The organism is Rathayibacter sp. VKM Ac-2879 (assembly GCF_015351245.1).
Lineage (GTDB): Bacteria > Actinomycetota > Actinomycetes > Actinomycetales > Microbacteriaceae > Rathayibacter.
In genome coordinates this window covers 292,489-311,739 of sequence record NZ_JADKSO010000001.1, presented here as the reverse complement: position 1 = coordinate 311,739, position 19,251 = coordinate 292,489, and the positions used below count along the sequence as shown (strand labels likewise).

The following is a 19,251-nucleotide window of genomic DNA, read 5'->3' as shown; positions in this document are numbered from 1 at the left end:
CCTGGCCCTTCGAGGACGTGGGGCAGACGCCCATCACGAGACAGTAAGGAGAATGCGGCGGAGGCGAACCCCTCGTGGCTCGCGCGAGGACACGAAGCGCAACAGGGAGTCATGCACTTGACGGCGTGCGGCCCCGCGTTCGGAGGGGTCGGGGCGCTACCGCAGGGTGTGGGACTGCTGGCCGGAGGTCGGTTCGTCGCCCCTTTCGTCCGCCGAGTGGGCCGGGGCCGGGCAGCGTGGCTCAGCGCCGCCGCAGTCGTCACGGGTCTCGTCGTCCCCGGCGCACTCGGCCGCGACGGTTAGGGCTGGGTGCTCGTCCCGCTCGTCCTCGGGGCGGCGGGAATGCGTGTGGTCGGAGTGGTCGCTGGGACGGCCGTTCTGCTCGGCCTCCCTGGGGGAGCGGACCTCGATCGGCGCGGCACTCGTCCGCGTCGGCACGGGAGCGTCAGTGCGCGGCGTCGTACGCGGCCTGCACGTCGCGCGGGATGCGTCCCGATCGAGGCACCTCGTGACCGTGCCGGCGCGCCCAGTGGCGGATGGCCGCGAGCATCTCGGGAGATTTGCGGCCCGCTCCGGCCGCGACCGCGATCACCCGCCGCTCCGGAGCCGTCGAGGACAACGCGCGCGCCGCAGCGATGAACGGCGCCATCGCCCGATGTAGCTTGCCGATGTTCGCCGCCGTCAAATCGATCTCGTATTCGCGGTCGTCGATCGAGAAGGCGACCGTGCCGCCGCGACCCTCGTGGATCACGGCGCCGGTGAGATCGTCAATGAGAACACTTTGCTCAGCCATTCAGCGAGAGACTCCTACTGCTTCTTCCGCACCCTGCGACGATAAGCCGCACCCGCTGACCAGGGTACCCATGCCCTCTCCTGCATCCCAAGCACCGGTCCGGAGTCATCGCAGCGCTCCTGTTCCTCGTCGGGGTGTTCGCCGCGACCGGTGCGAGTCGGCCGGCCTCCGACGGCCCGCCACGATCACTCCGACCAGCACGACGAAGACCTCGTTCATCCCCGCGAACCGGTGGGCAAGGGCCGGGATCTCCGTGAGTGTCACGAGCGCCGCAGGCTCCATCGGTCGGCTCCGTCCCTGGCACCCTTCCGTGGACAGTCTCCGTGCCCGCCTGCTGAGTAGCGTGGGCGCATGGAACGCGACTTCTTGGTTCGACCGGCACGGCCAGCCGATGCGGAAGCGATGGCGTCGGTGCACGTTGCATCGTGGCGCGAGACCTATCGCGGCACTCTGGTGTCAGACGCCGTCCTCGATGCGCCTGACCTGCTCGAATCCAGGGAACGATTCTGGATCAGTGCTCTGACAGACGAGCGATGGGCCGACATTCGAGTCGCCGTCGCAGAACGCGAAGGCGTCATCGTCGGCATCGCCATGTCGAACCCCACCGAGGGGGAGGAATGGACGTGGCACCTGAACGTCCTCTACGTCGCCTCCGAATACCACGGAACCGGAACAGGCGCGGCTCTCTTGAACGCGGTGATCGATCCTGGCGAGCCCGCAGCGCTCTGGGTCGGCGACCCTGCTCCGCGGGCACAGGCGTTCTATCGAAAGAGCGGTTTCACACCCACTGGAACAGTCAAGATCGAAGCCGGCATCAGAGAGATCCGCATGGTCCGCCCGGCGTCATGACTCGCGGCACCCGACTCTCGTGGTCGGTTCCATCATTCGCGAGCGGTCCTACTCGCACGATCCGCGCCGATACACAAAAAGCGGAACACGCCGCCGACGCGCATAACCGGTGGTCTTCTCGGGGCTCGGTGAAGATGCACAAAGCGACACGGTGTGCGCCTCGACGCAGCCGGCGCAGTCCCTACTCTCAGTAGCATTCCCGGGATCCCTCGCGATCCTCACTTCTGACACGAACGGACCCGATGGACATCCTGCAGGCGATCATCCTCGGCATCATCGAGGGGCTGACCGAGTTCCTTCCGGTCTCCAGCACTGGGCACCTCACCATCGCCGAGAAGCTCCTAGGCCTGAGGGTCGATGACGTCGGCGTGACGGCGTTCACCGCGATCATTCAAGTCGGCGCAATCGCCGCCGTGCTCCTCTTCTTCCGCAACGACATCGTCGAACTCGTCACCGCGTGGTTCGTTGGCCTCCGTCACCCCTCGCAACGGCGACGGACGAACTATCGGATCGCCTGGTACGTCATCCTCGGGTCGATCCCCATCGGCGTCGTCGGCTTCCTCGGGAAAGATCTGATCAGCGGGGGCCTCCGCAACCTCTGGGTCGTCGTCGCCGCCCTGCTCGGCTGGAGCGTCGTGATGCTCATCGCCGAACGCGTCGGCTCCGAGACAAAAGACCGTCGTGCGGTCACGCTGAAGGACGCGATCGTCATCGGCCTCGTGCAGTGCGTCGCGTTGATCCCCGGCGTCTCCCGATCGGGAGCGACGATCAGTGGTGGCCTGTTCCGTGGACTGGATCGGGTGACCGCGACGAAGTTCGCGTTCTACCTCTCCATTCCCGCTCTCACCGCCGCCGGCGCGTACGAAGCGGCGACAGCAGCCTCCGACGTCAGCGCGAGCGTCGGCTGGATCCCGACTCTCGTCGCCACCGCCGTCTCCTTCGTCGTCGCCTACGCCTCCATCGCGTGGCTGCTGCGCTACGTCGCGAGGCACGGCTTCGGTGTCTTCGTCGTCTACCGGGTCGCCCTCGCCCTCGTGCTCTCCGGGCTGCTCCTCACCGGAACGATCCCCGCCAGCTGACGCCAGAGCCATCGAGGACGCGCGCAGTCGACGACGTCGGAAAGGGATGAGCGCTTCGCCGCCTCACGCTGACGCACTACGGCGTTGCCTGACCCGGCCGGCGACCACGTCATGACCAGTGGCAGGTCCCTCGTCGATTGAGCACTAGTCGCCTCCCCGTTCGGCGGGGATGTTCTCGCTGAGGGCTTCAACGAAGTCGGCAGCGAGTGATGTGATGAAGGCTTTGTGGTCGAGACCAGGGGTGGGTGTGACGGACGGCGGGAGTGCGCTTAAGAAGTCGAGATGCCCGGCGCCCTCGTAGGTGTGCACGCGGACCTCAGCGGGGGCAGCGCGGAGGATCTCTGCGGTCGTCGACGGCGTTACCGCGTCGGCTGCTCCCGCCAGCACGATGACCGGAACGCGGAGAGTGTCGAGCGCGCCCGGCGCCTGAAACCACCCCACAGTCGGCGCAAGGGCAACGACTTTCACCACCCGGGATTCGACGGGCACGGGGATGGGGTGACGGTGACGGCCCCACGGTTGCGCACCGGCAAGGCAGAGCGCAGCCCATCCTCCGACGGAGTGCCCTGCGGCGACGACGGGCAGGTCTTGCCGGTCTATCTCACGAAGCGATTCGGCCAATCCGACAGCACGTTGCTGCATCTGCTCATTCGTCACGGTTCTGTTGTCGAAGCGCTCGTGTGTCGGTGCCGTGACGATGAATCCCGCGGCTGCGGCGGCGGTGAGGAGCACGTCGTATCGAGCGGGGTCGCCGCCAGCACCCGGACCGAAGAGGACGATCCCGCGTGCGGCGCCGGGAGGAGTCACGATCACGGCCTTGACTGTAGCGGTCGCACCGCAGTGGTCAGGAGCCATGCGGGTGGAAGACATCCGCGACTGGTGTCAGGCGTTGTCGTGAGCCCGAGAAGCGGAATAGTCGCCGCGGACACCTCTTGCGAGGAAGGCCTCATTCACAGGCCGAACCTCTCCTGCCGGTAAAGGGCTTGGCGAGGTGCACCGAACGCCTGGCCGGGGCACGCCGAGGAAGGAGGCTCATCGGTGCGACGGGAGAGGTTCCGTGGTCCGGCGGCCGGATGGCGCCTCAGCGGCCCACGGCCCACGCGAAGGCGGGCGCGTTCGAGCGCGCACCCTCGCGGGCCCTGGAACGGTTGGGCTCGCCGAGGTCGGCGAGCACCGCCTCCGACTGACCGACGATGGCGGCGAACGCGGAGGGGGTGAGCCATGCCGGTCGTAGCGCGAAGAGGAGATCCTCGCTTGCCGTGTTGCCGCTCGCTCCCGGCGCGAAAGGGCAGCCACCGAGGCCTCCGAGGGCCCCGTCGACGACGCCCGCGCCGGCCTGCACGGCCGCGATCGCGTTGGCGACGCCCGAGCCCCAGGTGTCGTGCCCGTGGAAGACGATCTCGCGCCGGGGAGTCTCGGCCGCGACCCGGCCGATCAAGGAGGCGACTTGGCCGGGGTGCGCCTGGCCGAGCGTGTCGCAGATCACGACGTCCTCCGCTCCCTCGGCGCGCGTATCCTGCGCGAGTGCGATCACCCGGTCGGGATCGACCGCTCCCTCGAACGGGCAGGTGAACGACGTCGCGATGCACAGCTGGATCCGCCCGCCGACATCGTGCGCGAACGCCACCGCCTCCGGCATCGCGTCGAGGCTCGCCTCGGTCGAGCGCCCGATGTTGGCCCGGTTGTGCGAGTCGGATGCCGAGAAGCAGTACTGGAACCGTCGGGCGCCCGCAGCGGCGGCGCGCTCGACGTGGCGGGGAGTCGCGACCCACACCCAGCAACGCTCGAGCTCCTCGGGAGTGAGGGCGGCGATCACCTCGAGCGTGTTCGCCATCGGAGGCACGAGGTCGGTGCGCGCCATCGAGCCGATCTCGAGCTCGGGTACGCCCGCCGCGAGCAGCGCTCGCGCCAGCTCGACCTTGCGCGGCGTCGACAGCAGCTTGCCGGTCAGCTGCAGGCCGTCGCGCAGGGTCACGTCGCGTAGACGGGCGGCCGTCAGAGCGCTCATCGCCCGTCGCCCGGGGTCTCGGTCTCGGGAGGCGTGCGCTTGAGCATCGCCAGCACCTCCGCGGTGTCGTGGCCCAGGGCGGGCGCGAGCGTGCGGATCGGCAGCGAGCGATCGCCGAGCACCGGGACGATGCCCGGGAATCCGACGGCGACGAGGGTGCGGCCCGCGTCCTCGACGTCGAACGGCTGGATCATGCCGCGCGCGGCGTACTGCTCGCTTGCGCTGATGTCGGCCGCGGTGAAGATCGGGCCGGAGGGGACACCCTGCTCGTCGAGGATCGCGAGCGCCGCAGAGGCACTCAGCCCGGCCGTCCACGCGCCGATCGCCGCGTCGAGCTCGTCGCGGCGAACCCAGCGGAGCTCGTTGCTGGCAAGCCCCGGGTCCTCGGCCAGGTCGCTGCGGCCGATGAGGCGCATCAGACGCTGGAAGATCGCGTCGGCGTTGCCGGCGATGACGATGCTGGCGCCGTCGGCGCAGCCGTAGGCGTTCGTCGGCGCGATCCCCTCCATCCGTCCGCCGACGCGCTCACGCACGATTCCATGCGCCTGGTAGTCGGGGATGAGCGATTCCATCATCGAGAGCATCGCCTCGTTGAGGGCGACATCGACGACCCGCTCGACGAGCGGCGCGGGTCCCTGTCCGGAGGCGCGACGCGTCTCGCGCTGGAACAGCGCCATCATCACGCCGTAGCCCGCATAGAGGCCCGCGATGGAGTCGCCGATCGAGACGCCGACGCGCACCGGCGGGCGATCGGGGTCGCCGACCAGCTCGCGGAAGCCGCCCATCGCCTCCGCCACCGCCGCGAAGCCCGGTCGTGCCGAGAGCGGCCCCGTCTGGCCGAACGCCGAGATACGCCCGATCACGATCTCGGGATTCGCCTCGTCGAGTACCGCGGGACCGATTCCCCAGCGCTCGAGAGTGCCGGGCCGGAAGTTCTCGAGGACCACGTCGCACTCGGCGGCGAGGCCGCGCACCGCGTCACGCCCCTCCGGGGTGCGCAGGTCGAGGACGATCGAGCGTTTGTTGCGATTCAGCGTATGAAAGAGGAGCGAGGTCTCGGAGCCCTCGTGCAGGCGCCACTTGCGCAGCTCGTCGCCGGTCTCCGGCCGCTCGACCTTGATCACGTCAGCGCCGAAGTCGGCGAGGAGCCGGCCCGCGGTCGGCGCGGCGATGAAGTTGCCGAGCTCGAGGACGCGGACGCCCGCGAGCGGCGCCGGAGGAGCGGTCATGGTCGGCCTTTCGATCGCGTCGGGGGCGGCCCGATCAGCGGCGAGCCGACCGGAGGGCGTCGGCGGACTGCTGGGCGACGCGGCGCACCTCGCGGTCGGGGTCGCGCAGCATCGTCGTGAGCGTCGCCTGGACGCTCGCCGCGAACTCGCCCTTCTCGTCGCGTCCGGAGGCGAGGCCCGCGAGCGCCGCGGCGACGAGCGCCCGCGCCCCGGCCGCACGCACGCGGGGGTGCTCGTCGGTCGTCACACGGGCGAGCCTCTTCTGCCCGCCGAGCACGCGCTCCGCGCAGACCCGCGCGCACATCTCCCGCACGCGCCACGCCGGATTTACCAGGCCGGCGGTCACCGCGTCGGCCGCCTGCTCGTCCCAGACGTAGAGCAGGGCGCGGGCGCCCCAGAGCTCCGGCCAGTAGAGGGAGGGCGCACCCTTCAGGATGCCCTCGGCGTGCTCGCCACCGACGGTAAGAAGGAACGACTCGCCTTCGTAGCCACCGCCGAGAAGGGCCGCGGCGCGAAGGGCGACCACCCGCTCCCCCTCGCGGACGACCTGGGCGCGCAGGCGCTCTTCGAGCGGATCGGTGAGGGTGACGAGAGGTTCGTTGTCGCGTGCCATGAGGCTCACGACAGTACCCGTATCGGAGTGCAGGGCGGCCAATCCCGTGCAGGAGAGAGGCGTCCTCGCCGGGCTCGCGCCTCCCCTCCCTGCGCTCCGGTAGCGGGAGCGGCGTGTCCGGTCGTCCGAGCGCAGATCGTCCGCCCCCCACGCGTGCCAGAACGGCTCCGCTGACTATGCTGGACGGATTCCCGGCCGCCGAGCCTTCTTCGCGTCGCCAACGCCGGGAGGGCGCGTGCGCGGGTGGTCCGCCCGGGGAGCGGAGGAGGTCGTCGATGGTCGATAGACCCAACCTCCGCCATGTCGCGGCGGTGGCGGGCGTCTCGCACATGACGGTCTCGCGGGTGCTGAGCGGGCATCCGAACATCAAGGAGTCGACCCGCAAGAGGGTCCTCGAGGCGGTCGACGAACTCAACTATCGACCCAACATCGCCGCCCGCTCCCTCGTCACCCAGCGCACCGACCGCATCGGCGTGATGATCGAGAGCGGAGCCGAGTTCGGCCCGTCCAGCACTTTGCGCGCCATCGAGCGCGCCGCACGCGAGAAGGGCTACTCGATCACCTCGGTCGCCCTCCGCCCCGACCTCGACATGAGCCCGGTCGACGCGATCGAGCACCTCACGGGACTCGGGATCGACGCTCTCTGCGTGATCGCGCCCCGCTCCTCCTCCGTCGCCACCCTGCGGACAGTCGAGATCGGCGTGCCCACGCTCGTCGTCAAGTCGGACAGAGACCCCAACTTCCTCACTGTCTCAGTCGACCAGCAGGCCGGGATGACCCAGGCCGTCGACCACCTCGCCGGCCTCGGCCACCGGGACGTCCTGCACCTGGCCGGCCCGCTCGACTGGCTCGACGCCCGGGCCAGGGAACGCGCGTTCCACAGCAGGGCGAAGTCCTGGGGCATGCACGAGCGCCCGATCGTCATCGGCGACTGGACGCCCGACTCCGGCTACGACTTCGCGGCGGGCCTGCGGTCGGTCCCCGACTTCACCGCAATGGTCGTGGCCAACGACGAGATGGCGCTCGGAGTGATCCACGGACTCCTCGAGAAGGGCATCCGCGTGCCCCAGGACGTCAGCATCATCGGCTTCGACGACCTTCCGACCGCGCGGCACTTCCTTCCGCCCCTCACGACGGTGCGGCAAGACTTCGACAAGCTCGGCACGACCGTCGCCGAGGTCATCCACGCCCGCATCCGCGGGCAGGAGATCCCTCAGCGCACCCGGATCGCGACCGAGCTCGTGATCCGCGACTCCACGGCGCCGCCACGAGCGTGACCGACCTGGAATGATCCGCCTGCCGCCGCTCGCGTATCATCTCCCGCAGCCCCAGGCGCGCCGGTCCCCGACGGCACGCCGCTCACGAACCGAGGACGGCACGTGGCGATCCCCTCGCGGACGACTCCGCCTCTTGAGGCTCCCGTCGTCGAGATGACGGGCATCTGCGTGTCCTTCTCCTCCGGCCCGGCGCTCCGTGACGCCCGGCTGCGTCTGATCCCCGGCGAGATCCACGGGCTGATGGGCGAGAACGGCGCCGGCAAGTCGACGCTCATCAAGACCCTCACCGGCATCCACCAGCCCGATGCGGGCGAGATCCTCCTGGACGGAGTCGCTCGCCGCTTCTCGGGTCCGGCGGACGCGAAGGCAGCCGGCATCACGGCGGTGTTCCAGGACGAGCGGCTCACGGACAACCTGAGCATCGGGGAGAACGTGATGATCGGGCACGAGATCCGCGGGCACCTGGGCATCTCGTGGTCGCGCACGCACAAGCGGGCCGCCGAGATGCTGGCCGAGCTGGGGCTGGAGGATCTCGATCCTCGCCTGCCGCTGCGCTCGCTCTCCCCCGCGATCCGGCAGCTCGTCGCGATCAGCCGCGCGATGGTCGGGCGACCGCGGGTCCTCGTCCTCGACGAGCCCACCTCGAGCCTCGACCTCGGCGACGTCGCCCGCCTCTTCACGGTGCTGCGGAGGCTCCGCGACCAGGGCGTCGCGATCCTCTTCGTCTCGCACTTCCTCGAGCAGGTCCTCACTCTCAGCGATCGGGTGACGGTGCTGCGCGACGGCTGCACCGAGGGTGAGTACCCGGCCCGGGCCATGGATCGGGCCGAGCTGATCGCGAAGATGATCGGCAAGGACATCGACGCGTTGCGGCAGATCGGCTCCGAGCGCCGCGAGCACCGTCAGCAGCCCGTCGGCCCGGCGGTCTACCGGGCGGTGGGCATCGGCAGGCGCGGAGCGGTCGGCCCCACCGATCTGGAGCTGCACCGCGGCGAGATCGTCGGCTTCGCGGGCCTCCGCGGCTCTGGCCGGACCGAGCTCGCGTCGCTGCTCAGCGGCGTCGAGAGGCCCGACTCGGGTGAGGTGCTGATCGACGGTGAGCCGGCGCACATCACGGATCCCGTCTCGGGTCTGCGGCACCGCATCGCGCACTCGAGCGAGAACCGCCGCGAGGACGGCATCATCGGCGACCTGTCTCTCCGCGAGAACCTCGTGCTGGGCCTGCAGGCGTTGCGCGGTTGGGCGCATCCGCTGTCGGCCGCCGAGACCGACTCTCTGGTTGCCACATACGTCGAGGCGCTCAACATCTCTCCGGCCGATCCCGATATCCCGGTCAAGTACCTCTCGGGCGGCAACCAGCAGAAGGTCGTGCTGGCTCGCTGGCTCGCGACCCGACCGCGCCTCCTCGTGCTGGACGAGCCCGCGCGCGGCATCGATGTGGCGTCGAAGGTCGAGATCCAGGCGCACATCGCCCAGCTCGCCCGCGAGGGCGTCTCGGTCGTCTACATCTCGTCGGAGCTAGAGGAGGTGGTGCGCCTCAGCGATCGCATCGTGGTGTTCAAGGACCGCGAGAAGATCGGCGAGGTCAGCAACGGGCCCGGCCTCACCGTCGACACGATCGTCGAGATGATCGCCGCCGACACCACCGACTCCGACGAATCGTGGTGACGTGTCCTCTGGAGAGCGCTCGGGAGGAGCCCGGGACGCGGAGCCATCCTGCCCGAGCGGCCGAAACCTGATCGTTATCGACGGGGCTCTGAACCTGTTGCATCGCTGGAATTGTTCACGGTAACATTCCCACCAGGCGCCGCATCGTCGGCTCCACTGCACATCATCCTGCACTCACCGCACGCGGGCCACCAGGCCCGCATTCAGGGCGCTTCAGCCCACACACATCTCGGGTACTTCCCTGTGCCCGCGATCTCAAGGAGGAGATCTATGTCCAAGACGAGGCGTATCGGCCAGTTCCTGAGCCTGGCCACCATCGGCGCGCTCGCATTCGGCCTCGCCGGCTGCTCGGCCGACTCCGACTCGGGCTCCGGCTCGACCACGGACCCGGGCAAGCTCATCACCGTCGGCTTCGTGGCCGTCGGCCCCGAGGGCGCATGGCGCCAGGCGAACGAGACCAACATCGAGGACACGTTCACCAAGGACGCTGGCTTCGACCTCAAGTACGCTCCCGCCACCAACGGTGACCAGAAGTCGCAGATCGACTCCTTCACCTCGTTCGTGGACGAGGGCGTCGACGTCATCCTGCTGTCGGCGACCGAAGGCTCCGGCTGGGAGGACTCGCTCCAGCGCGCCAAGGAGGCCGACATCCCGGTCATCCTGATCGACCGCGGCATCGAGCCGAACAACACCGACCTCTACGTCACCCGCATCGCGCCTGACAACATCGCCGTCAGCACCTCGGTCGCCGACTGGGCCAAGAAGGAGTTCCCGAACGGCGCGAAGTACTTCACGCTTGAGGGCCCCGCCGGTGTCTCGGTCGTCAACGAGCGCAACGAGGGCTGGGACGACGTCATCGGCAAGGACAGCGCCTTCGTCAAGATCGGTGCGCAGACCGCGAACTGGTCGACCGAGGAAGCCAAGAGCGTCTTCGAGACCGTTCTGAAGTCGAACAACAACGACGTCCAGATGGTCTTCGCCCAGAACGACGAGATGGGCCTCGGCGTCATCCAGGCCGTCCAGGAGGCTGGCCTCACCCCGGGCAAGGACGTCAAGATCGCCACGATCGACGGCACCAAGAACGCCCTCCAGGCGCTCGCGGACGGTCAGCTCAGCTTCGTCGCTGAGTACAACCCGCTGTTCGGCGAGACCGCGCTCGACGCCGTGAAGAAGACCCTCGCCGGTGACAAGGTCGACTCGTCGATCGTCGTCCCGAGCAAGACCTTCGACTCGCCCGACGCTGCGAAGACCGCCCTGCCCGACCGTAAGTACTGATCGCTCGGCAGCACACCACACCCGGAGCGACCGGGGCCGGCACCACTCCCCGGCCCCGGTCGCTCCGACCCATTAGGCGCACCCGCTCGGCTGCGCCCCGCTCGAGAACGGAACGACGCGACATGGCAGATTCGCCTCCGATCGTCGAGATGAAGAACATCTCGATCAGCTTCCCCGGCGTGAAAGCCCTCGATGGTGTCGACTTCCGCCTGTTCCCGGGCGAGGTCCACACCCTCATGGGAGAGAACGGCGCGGGCAAGTCCACGCTCATCAAGGCGCTCACCGGCGTCTACCGCATCGACAGTGGCGACATCGTCGTCGACGGAGAGACGCGCCGTCTCACCGGCACCGCTGACGCACAGGCCGCGGGCATCTCCACCGTGTACCAGGAGGTCAACCTCCTGACGAACCTCTCCATCGGAGAGAACGTCATGCTCGGCTACGAGGTGCGCGGCCCCTTCGGCATCAACTGGAAGGCGACCCACGTCGCCGCCAAGAAGGCCCTCGAGAAGCTCGGGCTCGGGCACCTCAACACTCGACAGTCGCTGTCCTCGCTTTCCATCGCGATGCAGCAGCTGGTCGCGATCAGCCGCTCGACGGTGAGCGACTCGAAGGTCCTCATCCTCGACGAGCCGACCTCGAGCCTCGACGCGAACGAGGTCGAGAACCTCTTCGTCGTCATCCGCCGCCTGCGCGCCGAGGGTGTGGCGATCCTCTTCGTCTCTCACTTCCTCGACCAGGTCTATGCGATCAGCGACCGCCTGACGGTGCTGCGCAACGGCACCTACGTCGGCGAGTACCTCACGCACGAGCTCGACCGCACCTCGCTCATCTCGAAGATGATCGGCAAGGACATCGCGGCGCTGCGCTCCCTCGACTCCGAGCGCGAGAGCCAGGACCACCTCTACCGCGACGCCCCGCTCTACTCGGCCAAGGGGCTGGGCAAGAAGGGCTCGATCGAGCCGACCGACATCACGCTGCACCGCGGCGAAGTCGTCGGATTCGCCGGCCTGCTGGGCTCCGGCCGCACGGAGCTCGCGCGCCTGATCTACGGAGTCGACAAGCCCGACACCGGCGACATCACGCTGCACGGCAAGAAGATCGACGTCCCGACGCCGACCGCCGGCCTCGCTCACAAGATCGCGTTCTCGAGCGAGAACCGCCGCGACGAGGGCATCATCCGTGACCTGTCGGTCCGCGAGAACCTCATCCTCGGGGTGCAGGCCAAGCGCGGCTGGGCACGCCCCCTCTCCAAGAAGGAGAAGGACGAGATCGTCGGCAAGTACCTGGTCGAGCTCAACGTGCGCCCGGCCGACCCCGACCGTCCGATCAGCAAGCTCTCCGGCGGCAACCAGCAGAAGGTCCTCCTCGGCCGCTGGCTCGCCACCGCTCCCGAGATCCTCATCCTCGACGAGCCCACTCGCGGCATCGACGTGGGAGCGAAGGCCGAGATCCAGGAGAAGGTCGTCGCCCTCGCAGGCGAAGGCGTCGCCGTGGTGTTCATCTCGTCCGAGCTCGACGAGGTGGTCCGCCTGAGCGATCGCATCATCGTCCTCAAGGACCACCGAGTGATCGCCGAGATTCTGAACGGCCCCGCGGTGACTGCGGAGTCGATCGTCACTACCATCGCCGCAGAGGGAGTCGTCGACGAGGACGTCGTCGTCCTCGCGAGCGCCACGCAGGAGGCCGCATCATGAGCAGCGACACGAAGCCCTCTCGGGGCTCCGCCCTGGCCGGGCTGATCCGACGCCAGTACTTCTGGGGAGTCGTGGCCATCGTGCTGCTCCTCCTCGTGAACGTGGCAAAGGACCCGGGATACTTGTCCGTCACGGTGAGCCCCAACACGGGCTACCTTGTCGGCAACCTCATCGACATCGCCCGCGCCGCCGCGCCGATCCTGATGATCGCCGTCGGCATGTGCCTCGTCGTGGCGACGGGAGGCATCGACCTCTCGGTCGGCTCGATCATGGTGGTCGCCGGCGCCGTGTCGATGGAGTTCCTGAACTCCGCCGGCGCCCCCGACTCCCTCGGAGCCGCTGCCGGCGCGTTCGGCATCGCGATGCTCATCTCGGCGGTGCTCGGTGCCATCAACGGCATCCTCGTGTCGGTGGTGGGCCTCCAACCCTTCATCAGCACGCTCGTCGTGATGCTCGCCGGCCGCGGCCTGGCGAAGGTCATCACGGGCGGCCAGAACACCGCCGCGACGAACGAGCCGTTCCGCTGGATCGCCAACGGGTACGTCTTCGGACTCCCGGTCGTGTTCCTCATCGCGATCGCGATCGTCGTCCTCGTCGGGATCCTGGTCCGCCGCAGCGCGCTGGGCCTCATGATCGAAGCCATCGGAATGGACCCGAAGGCGGCCCGCCTCGCGGGAATCAACCGCCGCGGCCTGCTGATGACCGCCTACATCGCCAGCGGCCTCCTCGCCGGTGTCGCGGGCGTCTTCGCCACCGCGAGCGTCATGACCGTCGACGTCTCGCGCACCGGCTACCAGCTCGAGCTCGACGCGATCCTCGCGGTCGTCATCGGAGGCACCTCGCTCGCCGGTGGAAAGTTCAACATCACCGGTGCTGCCGTCGGCGCGATCCTGATCGCGACGCTCGACAAGACCGTCGTGTTCCTGGGCGTCTCGTCGTCGGCGACCCCCGCCTTCAAGGCGATCGTCATCGTCGCGCTCTGCCTGCTGCAGTCGGAGCGGGTCCGTTCCGCTTTCAAGTCCCGTCGTGAGGCGCGTCGCCGCGCCCCGCAGAAAGAGGCGATTCCCGCATGAGCGCCGTGATGACCCGCTCCGCCCCTCCGGCGAGCTCGAACCGCTCTTCTGGAGCACGCGGCTGGCTGAGCCAGCACCTCGACAAGCTGCCGACCGTGGCCGCCCTGATCATCTTCCTCGCGATGGTGTTCTACGGTGAGGCCGCCTACGGCCGCATCCTGCAGGCGAACACGATCTCGAACCTGCTGGTCAACAACTCGCACCTGATCATCCTCGCCGTGGGCCTCACCTTCGTGATCCTCACGGGAGGCATCGACCTCTCGGTCGGCGCGGTGATCGCCTTCAGCAGCGTCAGCGGGGTGCTCCTCATCAACGCCGGCTGGAACCCGTGGTTCGTCATGGTGCTGATGGTGGTGATCGGCTCGGCCTTCGGCCTCGTGTCGGGCGTCCTCATCCAGTACTTCAACGTCCAGCCCTTCATCGCGACCCTCGCGATGATGTTCCTGGCCCGCGGACTCGCGTCGATGCTGAGCACCGTGCCCGAGCGCCTCCCCGGCGACTCGGCCGTGCTGAGCCTGGCCGCCCCGATCAAGCTCATCGACGGACCGAAGGTCAACGACTTCGTGATCAGCCCCGGCGTGATCATCGCCGTCGTCGTCGTCGCCGTCGCGTTCTTCGTGCTGCACCGCACGCGCCTCGGCCGCACGGTGTACGCGATGGGCGGCTCCGAGCAGTCGGCCGCCCTCATGGGTCTGCCGGTCGTCCGCACCAAGCTGCTCATCTACGTGATCAGCGGCACCCTGGCGGGCCTCGCCGGAGTCGTCTACACGGCACGTCTCGGCAGCGCCCAGAACATCACGGGTACCGGTTGGGAGCTCGACGCCATCGCAGCGACCGTCATCGGCGGCACGCTCCTCACCGGAGGCGTGGGCTTCGTGCTCGGCTCGGTGGTGGGCGCGCTGGTGCTCGGCCTCATGAACGTCCTGATCACCCGAGACGGCGGCATCCCGCCCGAGGCGACGACGATCATCACCGGAGGCATCCTCCTGATCTTCGTGCTCCTCCAGCGCGCGGTGATGGCGCGCAGCAAGACCTGACCCTCGCGGCAGCGTCGGAGCCCTCTCGTCCTCGTGGACGGGAGGGCTTCGTCGTGGAGGGAGAACGCGCGCGCCGCGGCCTGAGCGGCTCTCAGAAAACGGGCCCGTCATTCCGCCCACACATGCCCGAACCTGAGAAAATGACTGAGAAGTGACCGGGCTAAGGTCTTCACGGTGACGTAAACACCGTGTTACCGTGAACATTGCCGACGTCTGTCGGCCCTCTCCCCTCAGCAATGGTGCCGATCTAGGAGCAAGTGCGATGAAGCCCCTTCTCAGACCCCTGGTCATCGTGAGCGCCATCGCGCTCGCCGTGCCCCTCCTCACGGCCCAGACGGCCATCGCCGCTCCCAGCGACTCCTCTCTCGTCCTCCGCTACGCGCTCGACGAGACCAGCGGCACCGTCGCGGTCGACAGCTCCGGCAAAGGCCGCAACGGAACCCTCGTCAACGGCGCCGCCCCGCAGGGAAGCGCCGGGGTCAAGCTCGACGGGGCCAACGACTACGTGAAGCTGCCCGACAACGTGCTCGCGGGCCTCACCTCGGTCACCGTCAGCACCGAGGTCCTCGTCAGCCCGAGCCAGGGCACCCCCTACTTCATCTGGGGCCTCGGAAACACCACGAACGGCGCGGGCAACGGCTACCTGTACACGACGGGCAACAGCTACAAGACCTCGATCGCGAGCGGCAACTGGCAGACCGAGCAGACGGTCAACTCCAACGCCAACCTCGACCGCGGCGTCTGGAAGACCCTCACCTACACGCTCGACGACGCGAGCGACACCGCGAAGCTCTACCTCGACGGCACCCAGGTCGCCCAGCAGACCGGCGTGACCATCACCCCCGGCTCCCTCGGCAACGGCTCGACCACCGCCGACTACATCGGCCGTTCGGTCTACGACGCCGACAAGTACCTCACCGGCTCGGTGCGCGACTTCCGTATCTACAACACGGCGCTCTCCGCGTCCGACGTCGCCTCGATCCAGGCGACCGACGCCACTCGCGCCACTCGCGACCTCGCTGCACTCGACCTCGGCGACCTCAACGCCGTCACCGCCAACCTCACCCTGCCGACGTCCGGGCCCAACGGCTCCACGATCAGCTGGGCCTCGAGCAACACCGCGGTGATCTCGAACAGCGGAGCCGTCACGCGTCCGGCGTCCGGCACCTCGACCGTGACGCTCACCGCGACCGCGTCCCGCGGATCCGCGACCCAAACGCGCACCTTCACCGCGAAGGTCCCCGCTCAAGACACGAACGCCGACGCGCAGAAGGCGCTCGACGCGATCTCGATCCCGAACTCCGGCGACATCCGCGGCAACGTCACCCTGCCGACGCGGGCCGGAGGCGCCTACGACGTCTCGTGGTCCTCGTCGAACACCGCCGTGGTCAGCACGACCGGAGTCGTCACGCGTCCCGCCAGCACCTCGACCGTCACGGTCACCGCGAGCGTGCCCGGCACCACCGCGACCCGGCAGATCCCCCTCACCGTGACCGCGGCTCCGGTCGGCCTCGACACCAACTACGACGCCAGCTACCTCTGGACCCACTTCGGCACCACCGACTACGAGAAGATCTACTTCGGCGCCAGCGACGACGGCCTGCACTGGTCGAAGCTCAACAACAACAAGCCCATCCTCGCCAACCTCGCCGGCACTCTCGGCGTCCGCGACCCGCACCTCGTGCGCTCCCCCACCGGCGACGAGTACTGGATCCTCGGCACCGACCTCCACGCCGAGGGCACCGCGCCCGGCGGCACCTGGGACCAGACCAACGCGAGCCAGAAGCTCGTCATCTGGCGCTCGACCGACCTCGTGCACTGGAGCGACCAGAGCCTCGTCTTCGCCGGCTTCGCCGACGCGGGCAACGTCTGGGCCCCTGAGGCGATGTGGGACGCCACGACCGGCCAGTACTACGTCTACTGGGCGTCACGCGACAAGACGAAGACCGGCTCCGCCTCCGCGCAGCGCGTCTACGTGACCACCACCCGCGACTTCATGACCTTCACCACCCCGACGATCTGGCTCGACGAGAACCCGCCCCAGGGCGGCGCGAGCGGCGGCAGCATCATCGACACGACGATCGCCAAGGAGGGGAACACCTTCTACCGCTTCTCCACCTCCGACTGGCGCACCGTCGTCGACACCGCGACGAGCCTCGCCGGCCCGTGGACCCGCGTCATCGCCCGCGGTGAAGACACCGCTCACGGCCTCTCCGACCACATCGAAGGCCTCACGGTCTACCAGCTGCCCGATGGCCGCTGGGTCGTGATGGGAGACAACGGCGGCTACTCCGCCTACGTGACGAACTCGCTCGCGAGCCTGCAGTTCACCGCCCTCCAGACCGGCACCACCGGAGCGAACACGTACTCGTTCTCGGCGCCGTTCCGTCACGGTTCGGTCCTGCGCCTCTCGAGCGCCGAGGAGGCGCGCATCAACGCCGCCTACAGCGCCACCGCGGGCCCGGCCCCCAAGACCGCGAACGCAGCGGGCGAGATCCTCCGCTACACCTTCGACCAGGTCTCCGGCACCACCGTGACCGACGCCTCCGGCAACGGCCAGAACGGCACGCTCGTCTCCGGCGCCACCGCGCAGAACGGCGCGGTCACCTTCGACGGCACCGACGACTACATCAAACTGCCCGACAACCTGCTCGCCGGGATCACCGACATCACGGTGCAGACCGAGGTGTGGATCGACCCCAACCAGCGGACGCCGTACTTCATCTACGGCCTCGGCAACACCAGCAACGGCGTCGGCAACGGCTACCTGTTCACCACAGGAGACGGCTACCGCACGAGCATCACCGCGGGTGACTACAACAGCGAGCAGACGGTCTCGCAGGGCACTGCGGTGCCGCGTGGACGCTGGGCCCAGCTCACCTACACGCTCGCCGGCTCGACCGCGACAATCTTCCTCGACGGCGTGAAGGTCGGCAGCGGCACCGTCACCGTCGAGCCGAAGGACATCGGAGGCGGCGTCACCACCGCGAACTACATCGGCCGCTCGAACTACGACGGGGACAACCGCTTCCGCGGCCAGATCCGCGAATTCGCGATCTACAACCGTGCGCTGAGCTCGAGCGAGGTCCTGAACTCCTCCGGCAACACGACGGCCCTGGCCGACGTGACGCTCTCGGGAGACGTGCTCAAGACCGCGCCGATCATCGACGCCGCCAACCGCGTCGTCACCTTCCCGGTGAAGCGCGGCACCTCCTTGACCGCCCTCACGCCGACCTACCTGACGGCGAGCGGCGTGACCGCGAGCCCCGCCTCCGGGACCGTGCGCAACCTCTCCACCCCGCAGACGGTCGTCCTGACCCCCGCAGGCGGAGGCGCCACCACGACCTGGACCTTCAAGGCGATCGAGGTGAAGTCGCCGGTGCTGCCCGGCTACTACGCCGACCCCAACATCGCGGTCTTCGGTGACACCTACTACATCTACGCGACCACCGACGGCACGCCCGGCTGGGGAGGCAACACCTTCTACGTCTGGTCGTCGAAGAACCTCGTCGACTGGACCCGCTCGGACAAGCCCTTCCTCACCCTCGATGGAGCCAACGGCAACGTCCCGTGGGCGGTCGGCAACGCCTGGGCACCGACGATCATCCAGAAGAACGGCAAGTACTACTTCTACTTCAGCGGCCACAACGCGTCGCTGAACCGGAAGACCATCGGAGTCGCCGTAGCCGACAGCCCGATGGGCCCGTTCACCGCGCAGCCCACGGCGATGATCACCAACGGCGAGTCGGTCAACTCCGGTCAGGCCATCGACCCGGACGCCTTCACCGATCCGGCCACGGGCAAGAGCTACCTCTTCTGGGGCAACGGCTCGCCGGTCTACGGTGAGCTCTCGGACGACATGCTCACCATCAAGCCGGGCACCATCAAGCCGATCAGCGGGCTGACCGACTTCCGCGAGGGATCGTTCGTCAACTACCGCCAGGGTCTGTACCACCTGACCTACTCGATCGACGACACCGGTTCCGAGAACTACCGCGTCGGCTACGCCACCGCGACGAGCGTCGACGGACCGTGGACCTACCGAGGCGTGATCCTCGAGAAGGACCCCTCGCTCGGCATCCTCGCCACGGGCCACAACTCGATCATCAACGTTCCCGGCACCGACGACTGGTACATCGCCTACCACCGCTTCGCCATCCCCGGCGGAGACGGCACGCACCGCGAGACCACCATCGACAAGCTCACCTTCGACCCCACCACCGGGCTCATGCAGAAGGTGACGCCGACCCTCCAGAGCGTCGCTCCGCAGACGATCAGCGTGGCTCCCGCGATCGCCGTCAAGGCGACGGCGACCACACGGTGCATCACCGGCAAGGTCGTCCTCACGATGACCGCGACGAACCCGAACGCCTTCCCCGTCAAGATGGCGATCGGCTCCTCGTACGGGTCGACCACTGTGGCGGAGGTGGGCGCGGGCAAGACCGTGTCGTACGCCTTCACCACCCGGGCGACGAGCGTCCCCGCAGGCTCGGCGAGCGCAACCGCGACGGCCTTCGTCTCGGGCAAGCCCGCCTCCGCCTCCGCGACCGCCCCCTACGCCGCGCTCAGCTGCGGCTGATCACGACCACCACCCTCCCCACACCCACACAGACGTGCCGGCGACGCCGCCGGCCGAAGAACGGAGAACACCCG

General features: G+C 68.6%; 14 protein-coding genes. 9 read left to right on the top strand and 5 right to left on the bottom strand.

From position 1 onward, the window contains the following. Positions 1–445: 445 nt before the first annotated feature. On the bottom strand, positions 446–793 hold the full coding sequence (locus ITJ45_RS01485) for a histone-like nucleoid-structuring protein Lsr2 (protein WP_194607078.1): 348 nt from the start codon (positions 791–793) through the stop codon (positions 446–448). A gap of 351 nt (positions 794–1,144) precedes the next feature. Between ITJ45_RS01485 and ITJ45_RS01480 the strand changes: the two genes are divergently transcribed. Further along, entirely contained in the window at positions 1,145–1,642 is a 498-nt protein-coding gene (locus ITJ45_RS01480; RefSeq protein WP_228493402.1) for a GNAT family N-acetyltransferase, read from the top strand. Between the two features lie 242 nt (positions 1,643–1,884). Beyond that, positions 1,885–2,721, top strand: a complete 837-nt coding sequence (locus tag ITJ45_RS01475; RefSeq protein WP_194607077.1) for an undecaprenyl-diphosphate phosphatase — start codon at positions 1,885–1,887, stop codon at positions 2,719–2,721. A 144-nt stretch (positions 2,722–2,865) separates the two neighbouring features. Here the strand turns inward: ITJ45_RS01475 and ITJ45_RS01470 are convergent, their stop codons facing one another. The 4 genes from ITJ45_RS01470 to ITJ45_RS01455 form a co-directional block, all read right to left on the bottom strand. After that, positions 2,866–3,534: an alpha/beta fold hydrolase gene (locus tag ITJ45_RS01470; protein ID WP_194607076.1), complete on the bottom strand. Its 669-nt coding sequence runs from the start codon at positions 3,532–3,534 to the stop codon at positions 2,866–2,868. Between the two features lie 268 nt (positions 3,535–3,802). Then, positions 3,803–4,729 (bottom strand): hydroxymethylglutaryl-CoA lyase, encoded by a 927-nt coding sequence (locus ITJ45_RS01465; protein ID WP_194607075.1) that lies wholly within the window; start codon positions 4,727–4,729, stop codon positions 3,803–3,805. Continuing rightward, positions 4,726–5,958, bottom strand: coding sequence for a CaiB/BaiF CoA transferase family protein (locus ITJ45_RS01460; protein WP_194607074.1), 1,233 nt, complete (start codon positions 5,956–5,958; stop codon positions 4,726–4,728). Before ITJ45_RS01460 ends, ITJ45_RS01465 begins: the two co-directional genes overlap by 4 nt. A 34-nt stretch (positions 5,959–5,992) precedes the next feature. Beyond that, positions 5,993–6,571: a HEAT repeat domain-containing protein gene (locus ITJ45_RS01455; protein WP_228493401.1), complete on the bottom strand. Its 579-nt coding sequence runs from the start codon at positions 6,569–6,571 to the stop codon at positions 5,993–5,995. A 275-nt stretch (positions 6,572–6,846) separates the two neighbouring features. On the opposite strand from ITJ45_RS01455, the gene ITJ45_RS01450 reads away from it, so the two are divergent. From ITJ45_RS01450 to ITJ45_RS01420, 7 genes are all read left to right on the top strand, one after another. Next, positions 6,847–7,848, top strand: coding sequence for a LacI family DNA-binding transcriptional regulator (locus ITJ45_RS01450; protein WP_194607073.1), 1,002 nt, complete (start codon positions 6,847–6,849; stop codon positions 7,846–7,848). 102 nt (positions 7,849–7,950) lie between these two features. Beyond that, complete coding sequence (locus ITJ45_RS01445) at positions 7,951–9,516, top strand: sugar ABC transporter ATP-binding protein (protein ID WP_323742807.1); 1,566 nt, start codon at positions 7,951–7,953, stop codon at positions 9,514–9,516. A gap of 270 nt (positions 9,517–9,786) precedes the next feature. Beyond that, on the top strand, positions 9,787–10,791 hold the full coding sequence (locus tag ITJ45_RS01440) for an ABC transporter substrate-binding protein (RefSeq protein ID WP_194607072.1): 1,005 nt from the start codon (positions 9,787–9,789) through the stop codon (positions 10,789–10,791). Positions 10,792–10,913: 122 nt separating this feature from the next. After that, on the top strand, positions 10,914–12,488 hold the full coding sequence (locus tag ITJ45_RS01435; protein ID WP_194607071.1) for a sugar ABC transporter ATP-binding protein: 1,575 nt from the start codon (positions 10,914–10,916) through the stop codon (positions 12,486–12,488). Beyond that, positions 12,485–13,561, top strand: coding sequence for an ABC transporter permease (locus ITJ45_RS01430; protein WP_194607070.1), 1,077 nt, complete (start codon positions 12,485–12,487; stop codon positions 13,559–13,561). Before ITJ45_RS01435 ends, ITJ45_RS01430 begins: the two co-directional genes overlap by 4 nt. Then, on the top strand, positions 13,558–14,598 hold the full coding sequence (locus tag ITJ45_RS01425; RefSeq protein WP_228493400.1) for an ABC transporter permease subunit: 1,041 nt from the start codon (positions 13,558–13,560) through the stop codon (positions 14,596–14,598). The genes ITJ45_RS01430 and ITJ45_RS01425 overlap by 4 nt, the downstream gene beginning before the upstream one ends. 262 nt (positions 14,599–14,860) lie before the next feature. Then, positions 14,861–19,177 (top strand): family 43 glycosylhydrolase, encoded by a 4,317-nt coding sequence (locus tag ITJ45_RS01420; protein ID WP_194607069.1) that lies wholly within the window; start codon positions 14,861–14,863, stop codon positions 19,175–19,177. The last annotated feature ends 74 nt before the right edge of the window (positions 19,178–19,251 follow it).